General features: G+C 59.6%; 18 protein-coding genes. 6 read left to right on the forward strand and 12 right to left on the reverse strand.

Annotated features, from left to right (window positions below; all coding sequences use genetic code 11):
• Window positions 1-9 precede the first annotated feature (9 nt).
• Genes DIT71_RS14970 through DIT71_RS14985 form a run of 4 tightly spaced genes read left to right on the forward strand, consistent with a single transcriptional unit; the run spans window position 10 to window position 6,789 of the window.
• The gene (locus DIT71_RS14970; RefSeq protein WP_114614018.1) at window positions 10-615 is read left to right on the forward strand and encodes a Maf family protein; all 606 of its coding nucleotides are present in this window, start codon (window positions 10-12) and stop codon (window positions 613-615) included.
• Window positions 608-2,089 carry a ribonuclease G gene (rng, locus tag DIT71_RS14975; RefSeq protein ID WP_114614019.1) on the forward strand — a complete coding sequence of 494 codons (1,482 nt, stop codon included), beginning with the start codon at window positions 608-610 and terminating at the stop codon, window positions 2,087-2,089. Before DIT71_RS14970 ends, rng begins: the two co-directional genes overlap by 8 nt.
• Window positions 2,090-2,132: 43 nt before the next feature.
• Window positions 2,133-5,894 carry a YhdP family phospholipid transporter gene (locus tag DIT71_RS14980; protein WP_114614020.1) on the forward strand — a complete coding sequence of 1,254 codons (3,762 nt, stop codon included), beginning with the start codon at window positions 2,133-2,135 and terminating at the stop codon, window positions 5,892-5,894.
• Between the two features lie 22 nt (window positions 5,895-5,916).
• On the forward strand, window positions 5,917-6,789 hold the full coding sequence (locus DIT71_RS14985) for a carbon-nitrogen hydrolase family protein (RefSeq protein WP_114614021.1): 873 nt from the start codon (window positions 5,917-5,919) through the stop codon (window positions 6,787-6,789).
• A 27-nt stretch (window positions 6,790-6,816) separates the two neighbouring features.
• On the opposite strand, the gene yjgA is transcribed toward DIT71_RS14985, so the two are convergent.
• From yjgA to DIT71_RS15045, 12 genes are all read right to left on the reverse strand, one after another.
• Window positions 6,817-7,347 carry a ribosome biogenesis factor YjgA gene (yjgA, locus tag DIT71_RS14990; protein ID WP_114614022.1) on the reverse strand — a complete coding sequence of 177 codons (531 nt, stop codon included), beginning with the start codon at window positions 7,345-7,347 and terminating at the stop codon, window positions 6,817-6,819.
• 66 nt (window positions 7,348-7,413) lie between these two features.
• Window positions 7,414-8,775, reverse strand: coding sequence for a magnesium transporter (gene mgtE / locus DIT71_RS14995; protein WP_114614023.1), 1,362 nt, complete (start codon window positions 8,773-8,775; stop codon window positions 7,414-7,416).
• A gap of 105 nt (window positions 8,776-8,880) precedes the next feature.
• Window positions 8,881-9,150: an HPr family phosphocarrier protein gene (locus tag DIT71_RS15000; protein WP_114614024.1), complete on the reverse strand. Its 270-nt coding sequence runs from the start codon at window positions 9,148-9,150 to the stop codon at window positions 8,881-8,883.
• Window positions 9,151-9,157: 7 nt separating this feature from the next.
• The gene (rapZ, locus tag DIT71_RS15005; protein ID WP_114614025.1) at window positions 9,158-10,039 is read right to left on the reverse strand and encodes an RNase adapter RapZ; all 882 of its coding nucleotides are present in this window, start codon (window positions 10,037-10,039) and stop codon (window positions 9,158-9,160) included.
• Between the two features lie 28 nt (window positions 10,040-10,067).
• On the reverse strand, window positions 10,068-10,538 hold the full coding sequence (gene ptsN / locus DIT71_RS15010) for a PTS IIA-like nitrogen regulatory protein PtsN (protein WP_114614026.1): 471 nt from the start codon (window positions 10,536-10,538) through the stop codon (window positions 10,068-10,070).
• A gap of 108 nt (window positions 10,539-10,646) precedes the next feature.
• Window positions 10,647-10,955 carry a ribosome hibernation promoting factor gene (gene hpf / locus DIT71_RS15015; protein WP_114614027.1) on the reverse strand — a complete coding sequence of 103 codons (309 nt, stop codon included), beginning with the start codon at window positions 10,953-10,955 and terminating at the stop codon, window positions 10,647-10,649.
• 26 nt (window positions 10,956-10,981) lie between these two features.
• Complete coding sequence (locus tag DIT71_RS15020) at window positions 10,982-12,508, reverse strand: RNA polymerase factor sigma-54 (RefSeq protein WP_114614092.1); 1,527 nt, start codon at window positions 12,506-12,508, stop codon at window positions 10,982-10,984.
• A gap of 119 nt (window positions 12,509-12,627) precedes the next feature.
• On the reverse strand, window positions 12,628-13,353 hold the full coding sequence (gene lptB / locus DIT71_RS15025) for an LPS export ABC transporter ATP-binding protein (RefSeq protein ID WP_114614028.1): 726 nt from the start codon (window positions 13,351-13,353) through the stop codon (window positions 12,628-12,630).
• Window positions 13,331-13,933, reverse strand: a complete 603-nt coding sequence (gene lptA, locus DIT71_RS15030) for a lipopolysaccharide transport periplasmic protein LptA (RefSeq protein WP_199491025.1) — start codon at window positions 13,931-13,933, stop codon at window positions 13,331-13,333. Before lptA ends, lptB begins: the two co-directional genes overlap by 23 nt.
• The gene (lptC, locus tag DIT71_RS15035) at window positions 13,917-14,507 is read right to left on the reverse strand and encodes an LPS export ABC transporter periplasmic protein LptC (RefSeq protein ID WP_114614029.1); all 591 of its coding nucleotides are present in this window, start codon (window positions 14,505-14,507) and stop codon (window positions 13,917-13,919) included. Before lptC ends, lptA begins: the two co-directional genes overlap by 17 nt.
• Entirely contained in the window at window positions 14,507-15,064 is a 558-nt protein-coding gene (locus DIT71_RS15040; RefSeq protein ID WP_114614030.1) for a KdsC family phosphatase, read from the reverse strand. The genes lptC and DIT71_RS15040 overlap by 1 nt, the downstream gene beginning before the upstream one ends.
• Window positions 15,064-16,032, reverse strand: coding sequence for a KpsF/GutQ family sugar-phosphate isomerase (locus DIT71_RS15045; protein ID WP_227538153.1), 969 nt, complete (start codon window positions 16,030-16,032; stop codon window positions 15,064-15,066). Before DIT71_RS15045 ends, DIT71_RS15040 begins: the two co-directional genes overlap by 1 nt.
• A 246-nt stretch (window positions 16,033-16,278) precedes the next feature.
• Here DIT71_RS15045 and DIT71_RS15050 point away from each other — a divergent pair, with 246 nt between their 5' ends.
• Window positions 16,279-17,091 carry an ABC transporter ATP-binding protein gene (locus DIT71_RS15050; RefSeq protein ID WP_114614032.1) on the forward strand — a complete coding sequence of 271 codons (813 nt, stop codon included), beginning with the start codon at window positions 16,279-16,281 and terminating at the stop codon, window positions 17,089-17,091.
• Window positions 17,088-17,870: a lipid asymmetry maintenance ABC transporter permease subunit MlaE gene (mlaE, locus tag DIT71_RS15055; protein ID WP_114614033.1), complete on the forward strand. Its 783-nt coding sequence runs from the start codon at window positions 17,088-17,090 to the stop codon at window positions 17,868-17,870. Before DIT71_RS15050 ends, mlaE begins: the two co-directional genes overlap by 4 nt.
• The last annotated feature ends 7 nt before the right edge of the window (window positions 17,871-17,877 follow it).

Below are 17,877 nucleotides of genomic sequence, written 5' to 3' on the forward strand. Positions count from 1 at the left end.
GGGCATTCCATGACATCGATTGTTCTTGCCTCGGCTTCACCAAGACGAGCCGAATTGTTGAGGCAGATCGGGCTGTCCTTCCGGGTTCGTCCGGCCGATATTGATGAAACTCCGGGCCGCGGTGAGTCAGCGCGGGATTATGTGGAGCGGCTCGCCCGTGAAAAAGCACTGGCGGTAAAGGCGGCAGAACCCAATGCCATAGTGATTGGCTCGGACACGTCCGTCGTCCTCGGGGGCAGGATTCTGGGCAAGCCGGATGACAGCCAGCACGCGGTGGACATGCTCAGACAGTTGTCGGGCGTTACCCATCAGGTAATGACCGCTGTCGCCATCGCCAGCGTAAACCTCTGTCACTCCCTGGTTGCCATCACCGATGTCCGCTTTCGATCGTTGCCAGAAGATGAGATAGGCGCCTATGTGGCAACCGGGGAACCCATGGACAAAGCCGGTGGCTATGGTATTCAGGGTCGCGGTGGTATTTTTGTAGAAGAACTCCGGGGCAGCTACAGTGCCGTGGTTGGTTTGCCCCTGCAGGAAACCGCACAATTACTTGCCGGCGCCGGATGTCCGGTCTGGGAAACCTGGAACAGCAGGCAGGAGAGCCACAATGAGTGAAGAGATACTGATCAATGTGACACCGGTGGAAACCCGGGTGGCTCTGGTGGAGAACGGCATGCTCCAGGAGGCCTACATTGAGCGCACAAGCCGCAAGGGCATTGTCGGCAATATCTACAAGGGCAAAGTGGTTCGCGTATTGCCCGGCATGGAAGCGGCGTTCGTGGATATCGGACTTGAGCGGGCAGCTTTCATTCATGCATCCGACGTCGTTCCCGTCCAGCAACCGCCCAATGAACCAGCGGATGCGCCCAAAACCGTTCCGGATATCCGCACCCTGTTGCGTGAAGGCCAGTCACTGGTGGTGCAGGTCACCAAGGATCCCATCGGCACCAAGGGCGCGCGTCTGACCACCCAGCTCTCCATCCCCTCCCGCTATCTCGTTTTTATGCCCGGCGTCACTCACGTGGGCATTTCCCAGCGGATTGAGGATGAGAATGAGCGTTCGCGGCTGAAGGCCCTGGTAGAGGAGGGAGCCGCAGCCGACCCCGAGGTCAGCGGTGGCTTCATTATTCGCACGGCAGCGGAAGCAGCCTCGGCCGAAGAGCTCCTTGGCGACATGATCTATCTGCATCGCCTCAACCAGGCGATCGAGGAGCGCATTACCCGCTGTCAGGCGCCTGCGGTGGTCTATCAGGACCTGCCGCTGTTCATCCGCACCATTCGTGACCTGATTCGGCCCCAGACGGAAAAAGTCCGCATCGACAGCCGCGAGAGCCACCAGCGGGTGATGGAATTTGTAAACGAGTTTGTGACCGAATTCTCCGACAAGGTGGAGTACTATCCCGGTGAGCGGCCCATCTTTGACCTGTATTCTGTTGAAGATGAAATCCAGAAGGCTCTCAGCCGCAAGGTTCAGCTGAAGTCTGGCGGGTATGTGATCATTGACCAGACCGAGGCAATGACCACCATCGATATCAACACGGGTGCCTTTGTAGGCCATCGCAATCTCGAGGAAACCATCTTCAAGACCAACCTCGAGGCGGCCCGCGCCATCAGCCGTCAGCTGCGGCTGCGCAACCTCGGTGGCATTATCATCATCGACTTCATCGACATGTACGACTCGGAGCACCAGCGTCAGGTACACCGTATGCTGGAAAAGATGTTGGAGCGGGATCACGCCAAAACCAAGATAACCGGAGTTTCGGAGCTGGGCCTGGTGGAAATGACCCGTAAGCGCACCACCGAGAGCCTTGGCCAGATACTCTGTGAACCCTGCCCGATCTGTGATGGCCGGGGCTTCCTGAAAACCAGTGAAACCGTCTGTTACGAGGTGTTCCGGGAAATCCTGCGGATAAACCGTGCCTATGACGCAGAAAGCTATCTGGTGATGGCTTCCCAGAGCGTGGTGGACCGCCTGCTGGACGAGGAATCCGATAACGTTGCGGACCTTGAGACCTTTATCAGTAAAACCATTCGTTTCCAGGTTGAGCCTTTTTACAGTCAGGAGCAGTATGATGTGGTGCTGCTTTAACGCCGGAACGGCAGGCATTGCTTAGGCCGGGCGGTTCCCCCTGATGGTATCCAGTGTGGCTGATCCAGAAAACAGACATGTCCTTCTGCGCTTACTGTCACGGCTTGCCAGTATGATCTGGTGGCTGCTGCTGGTCATTGTCGTGCTTTTGGCTCTGTACGCGGGTATCGGGCGGCAGCTCACCACGAACATCAATGACTACCGCGACACCGTCGAGCAGTTGCTGTCCTCGGAGCTGGGTCAGGAAGTCCGTATCGGCTCGCTTTCCTCCAGCTGGAACTGGCTCAACCCGACCCTTGTCGCACGCGATATCGCCGTGCTCTCCGACGGTGAGGGCAACGCTGTGGCAGGCTCTCTGCAGAGTGTTCGCGTGGGTCTGGACTTCCTGGCATCCCTTGGCCGCCTGCGCATCGTGTTTACCAATTTCGAGGCCGACGGCCTGGAGCTGACCGTTAATCAGACCCGGCGCGGAGAAGTGGTGGTGGAGGGAGTTGATATCCCCGAACCAATGGCCAACGACATTGAGCGATGGCTTGACCTTGCCGGAGCCTGGCTTTCCGATCCTTCCGTAAAAATAACCCGCCTTGATCTTGGGGTCCGGGACAACAATGACCAGATACGGCATGTCGAGATTCCCCAGCTGGATCTGGTGTACCAGCGCGGTCTGTTTCACGCATCCGGCCGGGCCATGCGCCCCGGCACTACCGAACAGCTGGCCAGTTTCGAGCTGGTCGGCCGGCACTTTTTCCGCGGCGACTTTACCGGCCAGATATACGCCGATATCAACTCGGGGCGGCTTTTCGACGGGCTTGTTGAGGAATACACCTGGCGCGATATCCGGGTGGAAGGGTTTGATCTCGGCGGCCAGGTCTGGATGACGTTCCGTGACGGTCGGATGGAACAGGTCAGCGGTAACGTGCAAACCCCTTATCTGCAAATCGGTACTGGCAGCCAGTCGCTGGCGCCGATGGAAGATATCAGGGCCAGTTTTGGCTGGCGCCGGAAGGGTGCATCCGGCAGCCAGCAAACCGGCTCTGCAGCCCCGTCCTGGTTCAGAACCGGTGAATTCCACCTCAAGGGTCTGGAGTGGCGGTGGAACGGTGATTCGGTGCCGCCATTCAGCATCCGCTTCCGGCACAGTGAAGCCGGCCCCACAATCATTGCCGACGAGCTGGCGTTGCAACCACTGCGACGGCTTGTGACGGTTGTCGGCCTGCTGCCGGAGGTTGCCAGCGCGGCCCTCGAAAACTATCGGCCGTCCGGGAAGCTTAACCAGCTGGTGCTCAACCTGGCCCCGGAACGGGAAGGGCAAGAGGAAGGTGGCAGCCATTTTGAGCTGACAGCGCTCGTGCGTAACATTGATGTTCAGGCATTTCGCGGTGCGCCCGGTATATCGGGCCTCAACGGCCGTCTGTATGTGACCAATGAAGGCGGTTATGTGGATGCAAAGAGCGAGGAGTTAACCCTGGGGTTCCCCGCTCTGTTCCGCGGGTCCTGGAATATCCGGGACCTTCGGGCCCTTGTGGCCTGGCGCCTGGAGGGAGATATTATCCGGATCTACGGCGATGACCTCGCCATGGGGTATGGCGATGACACCGATCTGACCGGTGCCTTCGACCTGCGGCTGGATCGTAACGGCGAGGACAATCTCGGCCTCAGGGTCGGCGTCCGCAATGGAACGGCTGCCATGCTTACTGATTTTGTGCCGGACAAGGTGGTGCCCCCGGGCCTTTATGACTGGCTGACAACCGCGATAAAAGAGGTCGACGTCACCAGTGGAGAATATTACGGCCATGGACTGATCAACCAGGGTGCCCCACCCGGCTCCTTCGTCTCCTCGATGGTTTTCCACTTCAGGGATGCGATCCTGCGCTACGACGAACGCTGGCCCGAGATCACCGATGCCTCCGGTACCGTTCACGTGCAGGATGGCCGCACCCGGGTCGATGTGGACTCCGCCCGCACTGGCGGGCTCGAGCTTCGACCGGGGCAGGTAAGGATCGTGCCGGGAGATAGCGGAGCTCATCTTTATGTGGATGCCGCTGCACCGGTCCCCGGTGAGGCTGTGACCTACTGGCTGGAAAACAGTCCGTTGGGGCAATTGGCCGGAGAAGGCGGCAGGAATATACGGCTGGATGGCAATTATCACCTGGATCTTGAGCTAGGCCTGCCCCTGGGTTCAGACGCGTCTCCCGATGTCAGCGCCAGGGTTCGGGCCGAGTCCGGTACGCTTACGTACCCGCCGGCGGACCTGCAGTGGACGCAGCTCAGTGGCGAACTGGGCTTCAGCACCAGCGACGGTTTTTCCGAAAAGCCTCTGCAGGCGCGATTCATGGGGTCTCCGGTGACGCTAATGTTGCGACGAACCGGCGAAGGCGAGGCGCTGAGCATCCGCCAGTATGGCCTTGTTGATATCGGCACTCTGATGTCGCTGACAGCTTTGCCGGAGGGAAGCACCCTGGGCTTGAGCGGGGAGCTGAATTACCAGGCTACCCTGGAGGTTGCGCCGGACACGGTCTCCGCCGTGAGACTCTATTCGGAACTGTCCGGGCTTGCGATCAACTGGCCAGCGCCGCTGGCAAAGGAGGCTGACGAGGAGACGCCCCTGAGTGCCAGAATCGAACCGGGGACCGACGGCAGACTGAATGTCTCCGTTGACTGGCCCGAGCGCCTGAATGCGGAACTGCTCTGGCAGTCGGGCAACCTGGGAGTGGTTGTCCACCGCCTGTTTCTGGGTGATCAGCAGCTGACCGATATCGAGGTTTCCGCGCGCCAGGGCGACGGGCAGTGGTTCGTTGAAGCGGAGTCCGAATGGCTTTCCGGAGAGGTGTATTGGCCTGCGGATGACAGTCCGGTATCGGTGAATCTGTCGCGCCTAAGGCTTGCCCGGAGCGAGGAGCCGCCAGAACAGGACATACCTCCGCTACCGGAACCCGAAGAGCAGGTCCGTGCCTTCCGGGCGTTGGCAATGGATAACTGGCCCGACATCGACCTGCGCATTGCCAGCCTCCAGCTCGGTGATGACGATGCCGGAATCTGGTCTTTGGGGCTCCGGCCGGAAGCCACAAGGCTGCGAATCCAGGATATAGCAGGCACCCTGAAATCCCTAAACCTGGACGGGGATTTGACCTGGAGTATTGCCGGGAACCGGGAAACCACCCGTTTCGTTGGTGATATTACCGGGGATTCCCTGGCCGACATGGGCAACCTTTTCGGCACCGAAATCCCGTTTCGCAGTGAGCGCACAGCCGTCGATATGGATATTGACTGGCCGGGGCGGCCCAATGATTTTGACCTATCGGGGCTTAGTGGTTCGGTGAGAGTGCGCTTTGACGATGGCGTCATTCTGGAGGGAAACAGTACCGCCCAGCTATTCCGGGTGTTCAACCTGTTGAACTCCGATACTCTCTGGCGTCGGCTACAGCTGGATTTTTCGGATCTTTACGAAGCCGGTGTGGCTTTCGATGCCATTTCCGGCAAGGCAAACATCCTCAACGGTTTGCTGACACTGGATCCGGAGTTGCAGGTGGTGGGTCCGTCGGGCGCTTTCAAGCTCAGCGGCACGAGCAACATGGCTGAGGAAAGCCTCGACATGGAAATGGTGGTGGTTCTGCCGCTAACCCAGAACCTCCCACTGGCTGCCCTGCTTCTGGGGGCAGGGGCGCCGATAGGGGGCGCACTGTTCGTGCTGGATAAAGTGTTGGGTGATCCATTGAGTAAACTGACCAGTGCAACCTATAGTGTAACCGGGAGTTGGGACGAACCGGACGTTCGGCTCAGGCGAGTATTCGACACCGGCCAATAATGATTTTACCGGAGGACAGTCAATGTCAGCGCACGCAGACCAGGCAACGAACAGGCAGGATAACGGGGTGAGCAATCGCGTGGCAGCCATCCAGATGGTCAGTACCCACGACATTGCCGCCAATCTCAGGGAAGCAGGGCGCCTGCTGGCAGAGGCGGCCGCATCGGGAGCCAGCATGGCAGTGCTGCCGGAAAATTTCGCGGTGCTGGCAACCCGGCAGATGATTGGTTGCGGTCGCCGTGAAGCCGACCCTGACAATCTGATCCGTCACTTTCTGGCCGATCAGGCCGCCCAGCTGGGAATCTGGATTGTCGGTGGCTCCCTGCCGATTGCGTCACGCCCGGACGGCTCCACCGTGAGGGATCGGGTCAGGGCCTGTTGTCTGGTCTACAACAGTCAGGGCGAGGAAGTGGCCCGCTACGACAAGATTCACCTGTTTGATGCCATGGTTGAAGATGCCCAGGGCCAGTACCGGGAGTCTGACACCTTCGAGCCCGGTGAAGAGGTGGTGGTGATCGACACTCCCGCCGGGCGGCTGGGCCTGGCTATCTGCTACGACCTCCGCTTTCCGGAGCTGTTTCGCAAACTGCGGGAGCAGGGCGCGGAGTGGGTGTCATTGCCCAGCGCCTTTACCTGGAATACCGGCGATGCCCATTGGCACGCGCTGCTGCGGGCGCGGGCCATTGAAAACCAGGTCTGGATGGTGGCGCCCGGGCAGGGCGGCCAGAACAGTGAGCGGCGGCGCACCTATGGTCACAGCATGATCGTCGACCCCTGGGGCCGTGTCATGTCCGAAATTGGCGAGGGGCCGGGCGTGGTAACCGCTGAGCTGGACCGGCAACTGCTTGACGGGATACGGACCCGCATGCCGGTCTGGGAACATCGCCGGCTCTGAGCCGGCGGTAAGCTGGCAAGGCGGCCGTTAGTCGCTGGCCGCCTCAACATCATCAATGCACTCCCGCAGGTAGCGAAACAGTTTTCTTGGCTGGCCGGTGTTTTTCTCGTTCTGCATGTCCCGGCGGGCGTTCCGGGCCAGGTTGCGCAGGTGCTGGATATCGGCGGTTGTGCAGTAGTTCAGGAATTCCCCGACCGCAGAGTCCCCTTCTTCGATCATCCGGTCACGCCAGCGCTCTGCCAGATGGTGGCGGCGGGTGTGTTCCTCGCTGCCGGCGTCGAATGCATCAATGGCACGGGTCAGGCCTTCGGTATCGTCTTCCTGGCGAATGATCTTGCCAATGTACTGCAGGTGGCGCCGCTTGGCCTCGTTCTGGCGGATGCGGCGGGATTCCTCAATGGCCGCGCGCAGGGTAGTGCTGATAGGCAGGGTGTCGAGCTGGTCGTTGCTCAGCTCCAGCATGCGCTTGCCGAGATCCTGCAGCCGGTGCATGTCCCGTTTGAGCTGGGATTTGCTCGGGCCGGAGTATTCGGGGAGGTCGTCTTGGGTATCGTTCATCAGGAGTCCGTGCGGTTGCATTGGTACAATTTTGTCGGATTAGCGCAGCGTAATTCGACAGACCCTTCATCCATAAACTATCGTCGCCAGGCCCAGGAAGGCCATAAACCCGACCACATCGGTTACCGTCGTCAGTATAACGCTACCGGCCAGCGCCGGATCAATGTTGCGGGATTTGAGAAACAGGGGCAACACCGTACCCACCAGCGCTGCTGCAATCAGGTTGATGATCAGTGCGGCGGCAATAATGGCGCCGATCATGATGTCCTTGAACCAGAGGGTGGCGGCGGAGGCGACCACAAGGGCCCAAAGCAGCCCGTTCAGGGCGCCGGCGACAAACTCGCGGTTCAGCAGCCAGCCCACGTTGGCACCGCTGATCTGGCCTACGGCCATGCCGCGGATCACCAGGGTCAGGGTCTGGCTGCCGGCGATACCGCCCATGGAGGCCACGATAGGCATCAGTACCGCCAATGCCACCACCTTCTCGATGGTGGCTTCAAACAGGCCGATCACGGCGGAGGCGGTAAAGGCGGTGAGCAGATTGATGCCCAGCCACACAGCCCGGCGCCGGGTAGTCTTGAAAATCGGCGCGAAGGTGTCTTCATCCTCGTCCAGGCCAGCCATGCTCATCAGGGAGTGGTCGGCATCCTCCCGGATAACGTCAACCACGTCATCGATGGTGATCCGGCCCAGCAGCTTGCCTTCCTCGCTCACCACCGGTGCCGAGATCAGATCGTAGCGCTCGAACAGGGTGGCGACCTTGTTGTCCGAGAGCGTGACCGGTATCGGCTCGATGTCGGTGTCCATCACCTCCCGCACAGTCGCGGCCGGGTTGGAAACCAGCATTTTGGTAATCGGCAGCATACCGATGAATTCGTCCCGCCGGCTGACCACGATCAGGCTGTCGGTCATCGGTGGCAGGTTGCGGTGACGGCGCAGGTAACGCAAGACCACATCGATACTGATGTCAGGGCGCACCGTGATGGTGTCCGTGTTCATCAGGCCGCCGGCGGTGTCCTCCGGATAGGAGAGCACTTCCTCCACGCGCTGGCGGTCCTGCTCGTCCATGGTGTCCAGGACTTCCTGGATCACCGTATCCGGCAGCTGTTGCAGCAGGTCGGCTAGGTCATCCGACTCGAAATCCTCGATGATGTCCGCCAGTTCCTGGGCGTTCAACTGGCTCAGGAAGTAGCCGCGGATATCATCATTGAGGTACTGGAGGACTTCGCCTTCCAGTTGCTTGTCGACCAGATTCCACAGCAGCGCCCGCTGACGGGGCGGGGAAGATTCCAGCAGGTGGGCGATGTCGCTGGGGCTCAGGCCACCATTGAGGATACGGGCAACCTGTTTCAGGGCACCACTGTCCAGCGCTTCGCTCAGGGAGCGAAGGCGTTGGCGAGCCTGGCTTTTCTCCAGAATATCGGTCATGGATCACCCACAGTCAGAAAACTCCCTATTATAGCGAAGTTAGGTTGCATAGGTGAGAAAGAGTTGTAGGTGAATGTCTTGGCCAGGCCGGGTTGGGATCCCTGGCTATTGGCCCTCACCGAAATAGTCATCAATCAGCGCCACCAGTCCATCCACGGCTTCGGCTTCGTCAGGCCCGTCTACAATCAGCTCTACCTCCGTTCCCTGGCTGGCAGCCAGCATCATCACCGGCATGATGCTCTTGGCGTCTACCTGGCGTCCATTACGGCTGATCTGGATGCTGCTGTCGAATTCCGATGCCTTCGCCACCAGTTTGGCAGCTGCGCGGGCATGAAGCCCGAGTTTGTTGATGATGGTGACAGGGCGGCGGATCATAAACGTCTCAGCCTTCCCGGTTTTGCAGGTGGGGCAATTCCGTGTGCCGGACCTGCACATTACTGTACTTGCTCGCGAAAAGACGGCCCAGTTGCTCGCAGATATACACCGAGCGATGCTGGCCGCCGGTGCAGCCGATGGAAATGGTCATATAACTGCGGTTGCTGTCGGCAAAAGAAGGCAGCCAGCTTTCCAGAAACTGAGTCAGGTCATCCACCATTTTTCGGCTCAGGGGTTCCTTCTCCAGGAAATCGATAACCGGCTGGTCGGTCCCGATGAATTTCCGCAGGCTGGTATCCCAGTAGGGGTTGGGCAGGCAGCGGACGTCAAACACGTAATCCGAATCCAGGGGTACCCCGTGCTTGAAGCCAAATGACTGGAACAGCAGTGCCAGTTCCTGGTCCTTGCGCCCGGCCACCCGCTGTTTGATCATGTCCCGCAGCTCGTACATGGACAGGCCGGTGGTATTGATGTAGAGGTCGGCCAGTTTCGACAGGGGTTCGAGCAGCTGCTTCTCGTTACCGATGGCCTCCCGCAGTGAGGTCCTGTCGTCACTCAGGGGATGCTTGCGCCGGGTGGCGTGGAATCGCTGCAGCAGGGACTGCTCATCGGCGTCCAGGTAGATAACCTCGATGGCGACACCGGTGTCCTGAAGGCTGCGGTAGATGTCTTCAAAGTTACTGAGCTCGCCGGACAGATTGCGGGCATCAATGCTCACCGCCATTTTGCTCAGGCGGCCCGGTGAGCTCTGGGTGGCGGCTTCCCGCGTCAAAGGGAACAGCAACCCGATAGGAAGGTTGTCGATGCAGTAGAAACCCAGGTCTTCCAGCACATGCAGGGCCGTACTTTTACCAGAGCCAGAGCGGCCGCTGACGATAATCAGTTTCATAGCCCATATTCCTCGAATCCGGAGTGGTTCAGCTTCCCTCGACGGTCATCCGGCGATAGAGAGAGTCCGCGTCGGTACACTGGCGGAGCTGATCGCAGAACGCTTTTTCGTTGAACTTTTCGGCCAGTTGGCTGAGCAGTTCAAGGTGTTCGCTGGTCGCTTCCTTGGGAACAATCAGCGCAAAGACCAGGTCCACCGGCTGGTTGTCGATGGCGTCGAAGGCGACACCCTCTTCCAGTGTCAGCAAGGCGCCTACCACGCGATCGAGCCCTTCCAGGCGGCAGTGGGGAATGGCGATACCCTGGCCAATGCCCGTGCTCCCGAGTCGCTCCCGCGAGACCAGGTTGTTGAATATCTCGGTATCGCTGAGCGACGGATCGTGTTGCTGGATCTGCTCGGCGATGGTTTCCATAACCCGCTTCTTGCTGGAGGCGGGTACCCGGCAAAGGGCCAGCTCCGGCGCGAGAATGTTCTCGATAGTCAGGGGTGTGTCGCTCATGAATCGACTGCAGTTCCGTAAAAAAAGGCTGCGGCGCTGTCTATCCTGTACTCAAGATATCGGTCAGCACCGCAGCTCGATTAACTTTAAAGCACGGAGCGGGTTGGCCTAACGGGCACCGTTTCCATGCATCCGGTCAACATTCTTTTCCTTGTGCTTCAGGATCTGCCTGTCCAGCTTGTCCACCAATGCATCAATGGCGGCGTACATATCGCTGTCTTCGGCCTTTGCGTGAATTTCACCACCTATCACGTGAAGCGTCGCTTCCGCCATCTGGCGGACCTTTTCGACCTCCAGGGTGACCTGGCAATTGCTGATGTGGTCGAAGTGCCGTTCAAGCTTTTCAAACTTGCCTGATACGTAATCTTTCAGCGCGGGGGTCAGTTCTACGTGATGGCCTGAAATATTGAGTTGCATTGGCTTCTCCTGTTATCGGATTTTTACTACACCAGTCGCTTTCTCTCGTTGGACGGAGGAATATGCATTGCCTCACGGTACTTGGCCACGGTTCTTCTCGCTACCTTGATACCCTGTTCTCCTAGCATGGCTGCAATTTTACTATCGCTCAATGGCTTTTTCGGGGTTTCCGTTGCAATCAGCTTTTTGATCATGGCCCGGATGGCCGTAGAGGAACACTCTCCGCCCTCGTCAGTGCTGACATGGCTTGAGAAAAAATACTTGAGTTCGAATATGCCTCGCGGCGTGTGCATGTACTTTTGGGTAGTTACCCTGGAAATGGTCGATTCATGCATTTCCACGGCCTGGGCAATGTCCGACAGGATCAACGGCTTCATGTATTCCTCGCCATGGTCCAGGAAACCCTGCTGGTGCTCGACAATCCGGGTGGCTACCTTGAGCAGTGTTTCGTTACGGCTCTGCAGGCTCTTGATAAACCACTTCGCTTCCTGCAGCTGGTCGCGCAGATAGGTGTTGTCGGCACTGCTGTCGGCACGCTTTATCAGAGACGCATAGCTGGCATTGACGCGAATGCGCGGTGCAATCTCCGGATTCAGCTCCACTCGCCAGCGCTCATTGTGCTTGCGCACGATGACATCCGGGATAACGTAGTCCGGCTCGGCCTGGTCGAGGGTGTCGCCCGGGCGCGGGTTCAGCCCGGTAATCAGGGCCAGAACTTCCCGTAACTGGTCTTCCTTCAGGCGGCTGCGCCGCAGCAGCTGGGCGTAATCACGGTTACCCAGCAGATTGATGTAATGGGTAATCACCAGCCGCGCCTGGGCCAGCCAGGGCGTCTCCGGCGGTAGCTGGGCGAGCTGGATCAGCAGGCACTCCTGGAGGTTCCGGGCAAAGACACCGGGGGGGTCGAAATGCTGCAGCCGGTGAAGCACGGCTTCCACCTCGTCCATTTCAAGCGGGTCTTCGTCGGACTCGTCCACCATGCCCGAATGGATCTCCTCCAGCGGGGAGGTCAGGTAGCCGTGGTTATCAACCGCGTCCATCAGGGCGTGGGCAATCGCCTGGTCCCGCTCGCTCAGGGGAGTCAGGTTCAGTTGCCACTCAAGGTGGTCATGGAGGGTTTCCGTGGGCGAGTTGCGGGTTTCAAAATCGTTGTCGTTTTCATCATCGTTGCGGGCCGATGACGCCGGTGCCGACTGGTAGATGTCGTCCCAGGCAGTGTCCACCGGGAGATCATCGGGAATGGTGTCGGGGCTGTCGGTTTCCGACGACCAGTCGGGCCCGTTTTCAGACTCGTCCCAGTCTGGCGTCGACTCGGCGGCGGTATTCGAATCCTCGGATGATGAACTGTCTGCGGCATCGTTTTCGTTGGCCGCTGGCTCCGGATTCTGGTTGTCGTCGTCTTCGGAGGTTTCCAGCATGGGATTGGATTCCAGCGCCTGCTGGATTTCCTGCTGGAGGTCGAGGGTCGAAAGTTGCAGAAGCCTGATTGCCTGTTGCAGCTGGGGCGTCATGGTCAGGCTTTGACCCAGCTTTAACTGTAATGAGGCTTTCATAACCATAGTTCAGGATCCGTCACTCGGTCGCTCGCGGACTCACCAGGGAGTTTGGGTTGCACAAAAACTCTTTGTGTGCTCGATACTTGCCGTGCCAAGCAAGTTCTTTGCCGAGTGTACTACAGGCGAAATTCATTGCCTAGATACACTTCCTTGACCTGCTGGTTGGCCATTATGTCGCCGGAGTTGCCGGAGGCAATGATGTGGCCTCCGCTGACTATATAGGCGTTCTCGCAGATGTCGAGGGTTTCCCGCACGTTGTGGTCGGTGATCAGCACACCAATGCCCTTATCCCGCAGGTGCCGGATAATCTGCTTGATATCGCTGACCGAGATCGGATCCACCCCTGCAAAGGGTTCATCCAGCAGGATAAAAGCCGGCTCCATGGCCAGTGCCCGGGCGATCTCCACGCGCCGGCGCTCACCTCCGGACAGGGCCATGCCCAGGCTGTCGCGGATGTGGGCTATGTGGAACTCGGCAAGCAGTTCTTCGAGTTTGGCGTCACGATCGCTACGGCTGAGTCCGCGACGGGTCTCCAGAATTGCCATGATGTTGTCGCGCACCGTCAGTTTGCGGAACACTGAGGCTTCCTGGGGCAAATAACCGATACCCTTGCGTGCCCTGCCGTGCATGGGTAGCGGTGTAATGTCCTGGTTATCGATGGTGATCCGGCCATGATCGGAGGGAACCAGCCCCACGATCATGTAGAAGCAGGTGGTCTTGCCGGCGCCGTTGGGGCCCAGCAGCCCGACGATTTCGCCGCTGCGGATTTCCAGGGAAACGTCGATGACGACTTTTTTCTGCTTGTAGCTTTTTGCCAGGTTACTGGCTCTGAGAACTGCCATCGGTATCCTGTGTGTCTGGATTCGTGTTTGAGCCGCTGCGTGGCTGGATCACCATCTCGACGCGGCCGCGGCCACCGTCCTGGTCGGGAGCACCCTCGGCAGTGACGATGCGCTCCGCACTGTTGTAGTGGATAACATCACCGCGGAACAGGTTGCCATCCTGTTCGATAACCGCCTCGCGTTCAAAGGTGACCCTTTCCTCGGAAGCTGACCAGGTGATGCTCAGTGCGCGGGCATCGGTCTCTCCCTGTTCCTCTGTTGCCGGCTGCCGGTAGTGTGCGGGCCGGCCGGTTGCCTCTATGCGGGTGACGCCGGTCTCATCCTGGTAGAGCACGACCTTGTCGGCCGTCAGGTTGGTCTGGCCCTGGGTCATATCCACGGCGCCGGTGTAGGTGGCAATACCCTGGCCATCGTCCAGTCGTGCGCTGTCAGCTTTGACCCTGATTGGCGCGTCCGATTCCAGGTCAAACCCCTGGGAGGCGGGCGCGAACAACACAAGCAAGATGGCTGCCAGCGTCACCGGCTTCGAAGCAAGCCAGGAAGGCCTGCCGTGGGGCAGCAATTTATTTGCCAGGCTCATAGCGTCCTTCCACCTGCGATTCGAGTTCAAGAATGCGATCATCAATCCAGGCCTTCATTCCGGTAGCCGTGGTCAGGCCGATGGCATCGGTCATTTCTACCGGCTTATCCGTGTACACGGTGCGTTCCCGGTTGTTCATGGTCAGCGCCGTCGTTGTCAGGGTCAGCGGGCTGCCGCCTTGGGCTTCCCGGACGACCTTTACATCCCCGGTCAAATGAACCAGGTCATCGGTTTCCAGAAAGCGCCCCTTGGTGGCCTGAACCCGCCAGGGTGGGTCGCCTTCCTCACCATAAAGGGTCGCACGGGGAGACTCCATCACGGTTTCGTTGCGGGATTCGAACTGCTCGATCCGCGGGCTCCGGAACCGTGTTGTCAGCCGCCCCGTTTCGTCATACGACAGGTAATTGCCGTTAACCACAAAGCCGTCGGGTTCGGATTCGCCCCTCAGGTCCGCGGCCTCCATTGGCTCTGACGGGTCATCACTTTGCCAGAGCAGAAAGAACAGCGCCACTACCGTCGCTGCCAGGCACAAGGTTCTTACCACAGGGCGGTTAAACAGGGACAGGGCAGACATCAGCTGTGATCCAGATAGGCTTGCAGGCTGGCATCAAGCTGGCCGCAGGCGCTGAGCAGCAGCTCACAGGCCTCTCTCACCGCGCCACTGCCACCGGGGGCGACCGTACAGACGTCGGCGTGCTGGCGCACAAACCAGTATCCGTTGGGCACCGTAATGCCGAGGCCGGCATAGCGGATGGCGGGCAGGTCCGGCAGGTCGTCACCCATATAGGCGATCTGTTGCGCGGAGAGGCCAAGCTTGCCGGCCAGCTCCTCGAGAGCGATTTTTTTGTCTTCCCGTCCCTGCATCAGGTGGGGGATGCCCAGATCATTCATCCGCTTCGCGGTTAGGGGTGAGCGGCGACCGGTGATCACCGCGACGTCGATACCCGCAGCCATCACCTGCTTGATACCCAGGCCATCGAGAATGTTGAAAGCTTTCAGTTCATCCCCCGAGGCGCTGAAAAACAGTTTACCGTCGGTCATGATGCCGTCCACGTCCAGCGCCAGCAGGCGGATGGCAGCTGCTTTTTCCACAACCTCTGCGGGCCATTGGGGACGCTGCGCAATTGCCATCAGATCACCCCGGCCCGCAGCAGGTCGTGCATGTTGATGGCTCCGGTCAGCTTGCCATCACGGTCAATCACCGGCAGGGCATTGATCTTCAGATCCTCCATCATCTTGAGGGCTTCGGCGGCGAGCTGATCATCGTGGATGATGCGGCCGTTGCGCGTCATGACTTCCACGATGGGCGTATTGTGGATATCCACGGAGCGATCCAGGGTCCGCCGCAGGTCACCATCGGTGAACACGCCCACCAGGTCACCAGCAGCGTTGACGACCGTGGTCATACCCAGCCCCTTGCGGGAAATTTCCAGCAGTGCGCCGCTGAGGGTGGTGTCTTCCTGCACCCGAGGGATACGGTCACCCGTGTGCATGATTTCGGAAACCCGGAGCAAAAGCCGGCGGCCCAGGGTGCCACCGGGATGCGACAGTGCGAAGTCCTCGGTGCTGAAGCCGCGGGCCTCCAGCAGGGCGACCGCCAGGGCATCGCCCATCACCAGAGTGGCGGTGGTGCTGGAGGTGGGCGCCAGCCCGAGAGGGCAGGCTTCCAGTGCGACGCTGACATCCAGATTGGCGACGGCTTCCCGCGCCAGGGTGGAGCTGTGATTGCCGGTCATGCTGATTAAAGGGGCACCCATGCGTTTGATCAGCGGCAGTATGGTCAGCACCTCACTGGTGTTACCGCTGTTGGAGATGCCCAGCACCACGTCCTGGCTGGTGATCATCCCCAGGTCACCATGGCTGGCTTCGCCCGGGTGCACGAAAAAGGAGGGTGTACCGGTGCTGGCCAGGGTGGCGGCAATCTTGTTGCCGATATGGCCGGACTTTCCCATGCCGGTCACCACCACGCGGCCCTTGCAGGCCATGATGACCTCGCAGGCGCGAACGAAGTGCTCATCGATCCGGTCGGTCAATGCGTGGATGGCGTCACGTTCGATGGCGATGGCCCGCAGGGCGGATTCTCGGAACTTGTCACTCATTTCAGTGTTCATCTGGTACCCGGGTTGAAAATGTTAATGCTTTTCGTAGTGGCGAGAGTATATCACTTCAGTGCGTCTGGCTGCCTACATGACAAGACGTTCAGCAAAACCGGACACTGATATCACTTCATTTTACGAAGCATGGATTGAGGTTATCGGCGGCTTGGCATAATGTACGCACACATCGAGGGTGGCTGACTATCCGCGTCAGGCCCTGCAGCACCCAGGCGGTTACCGGAAACAGGCATGGACACTTCCCCCTACATCGAGCTCAGAGACGTGGTGTTCACCCGCGGTGATCGTCGTATTTTCGACGGAGTCAGCCTCGACATTCCCCGTGGGAAAATCACCGCTATTATGGGCCCCAGTGGCACCGGCAAAACCACTCTGCTGAGGCTGATCGGCGGCCAGTTACGGCCGGATTCCGGCACCATCAGGGTGGCGGGCGAGGATGTGCCGCGGCTCAAGCGCAAGGCTCTGTACCGCCTGCGGGAAAAAATGGGCATGCTGTTCCAGAGTGGTGCCCTGTTCACCGACCTCAGCGTATTCGAGAACGTGGCCTTTCCATTGCGTGTTCATACCGCGCTGCCGGAAGACATGATCCGGGATATCGTGCTTATGAAGCTGGAGGCGGTGGGCCTGCGCGGAGCCCGCGAGCTGATGCCCGCTGAGCTGTCCGGGGGCATGACCCGCAGGGTGGCGCTGGCCCGCAGCATCGCGCTGGATCCGGAACTGATTATGTATGACGAGCCGTTTACCGGCCAGGACCCGATCGCCATGGGGGTACTGATCAAGCTGATCCGGGATCTGAACAGCTCCATGGGTCTGACCAGTGTGATGGTTTCCCACGATGTGCAGGAGTCCCTGAGTATCTGCCACTACGCCTGCATTGTGGCCGATGGTCAGGTTATCGGGGATGGGTCGCCGGAAGAGTTGCGGGCGCATCCGTCGGAGCAGGTGCAGCAGTTTCTGCACGGACATCCGGATGGGCCGGTACCTTTTCATTACCCCGCGGCGGAGGCAGGGCAGGACTGGGGTATTGGCGGGAGCAGCCGATGATGGACAGGCTGGCGGCATTTGGCCGACTGGGGCTTGCGATCATCGCCTCCCTGGGGCGCTCCGGTCGTTTTCTGGCCGGGGTTCTGGGCGGCGTGTCAAAACCCTCGGTGGCCTTCCCGCTGTTGCTCAAGCAGCTGTATTCGATCGGCGTGCTGTCCCTGGCCATTATCGTGGTTTCCGGTCTGTTCATTGGCATGGTGCTGGGGTTGCAGGGTTACACCATTCTCAGTGATTACGGCTCGGAAGCGGCCATCGGCCAGATGATTGCCCTGACGCTGGTGCGGGAGCTTGGCCCGGTGGTGACGGCGTTGCTGTTCGCGGGCCGTGCCGGCTCGGCATTAACGGCTGAAATCGGTTTGATGAAAACCACCGAACAGCTTTCCAGTATGGAAATGATGGGGGTGGACCCGCTTCGCCGGGTGATTGCGCCCAGGCTCTGGGCAGGTTTTATCGCGGTGCCCATTCTGGCGGCGGTGTTCTCGGTGGTCGGCATCTGGGGCGGCATGCTGGTGGGCGTTGAGTGGCTGGGGGTTTTCGAGGGCTCGTTCTGGGGCAATATGCAGTCTTCGGTGAGTTTTACCGCGGATGTGCTCAACGGAGTCATCAAGAGCGTGGTGTTCGGGTTTGTGTGCACCTGGATTGCGGTCTACCAGGGCTATGACTGCGTGCCTACCTCGGCGGGTATCAGCTCTGCCACCACCAAGACCGTGGTGTACTCGTCGCTGGCGGTGCTGGGGCTGGATTTTGTGCTCACCGCCGTCATGTTTGGCGACTTCTGATCGCGGT

Origin of the sequence: Marinobacter vulgaris (genome assembly GCF_003344045.1) — a bacterium.
In the GTDB taxonomy this organism is placed as follows: Bacteria; Pseudomonadota; Gammaproteobacteria; order Pseudomonadales; family Oleiphilaceae; genus Marinobacter; species Marinobacter vulgaris.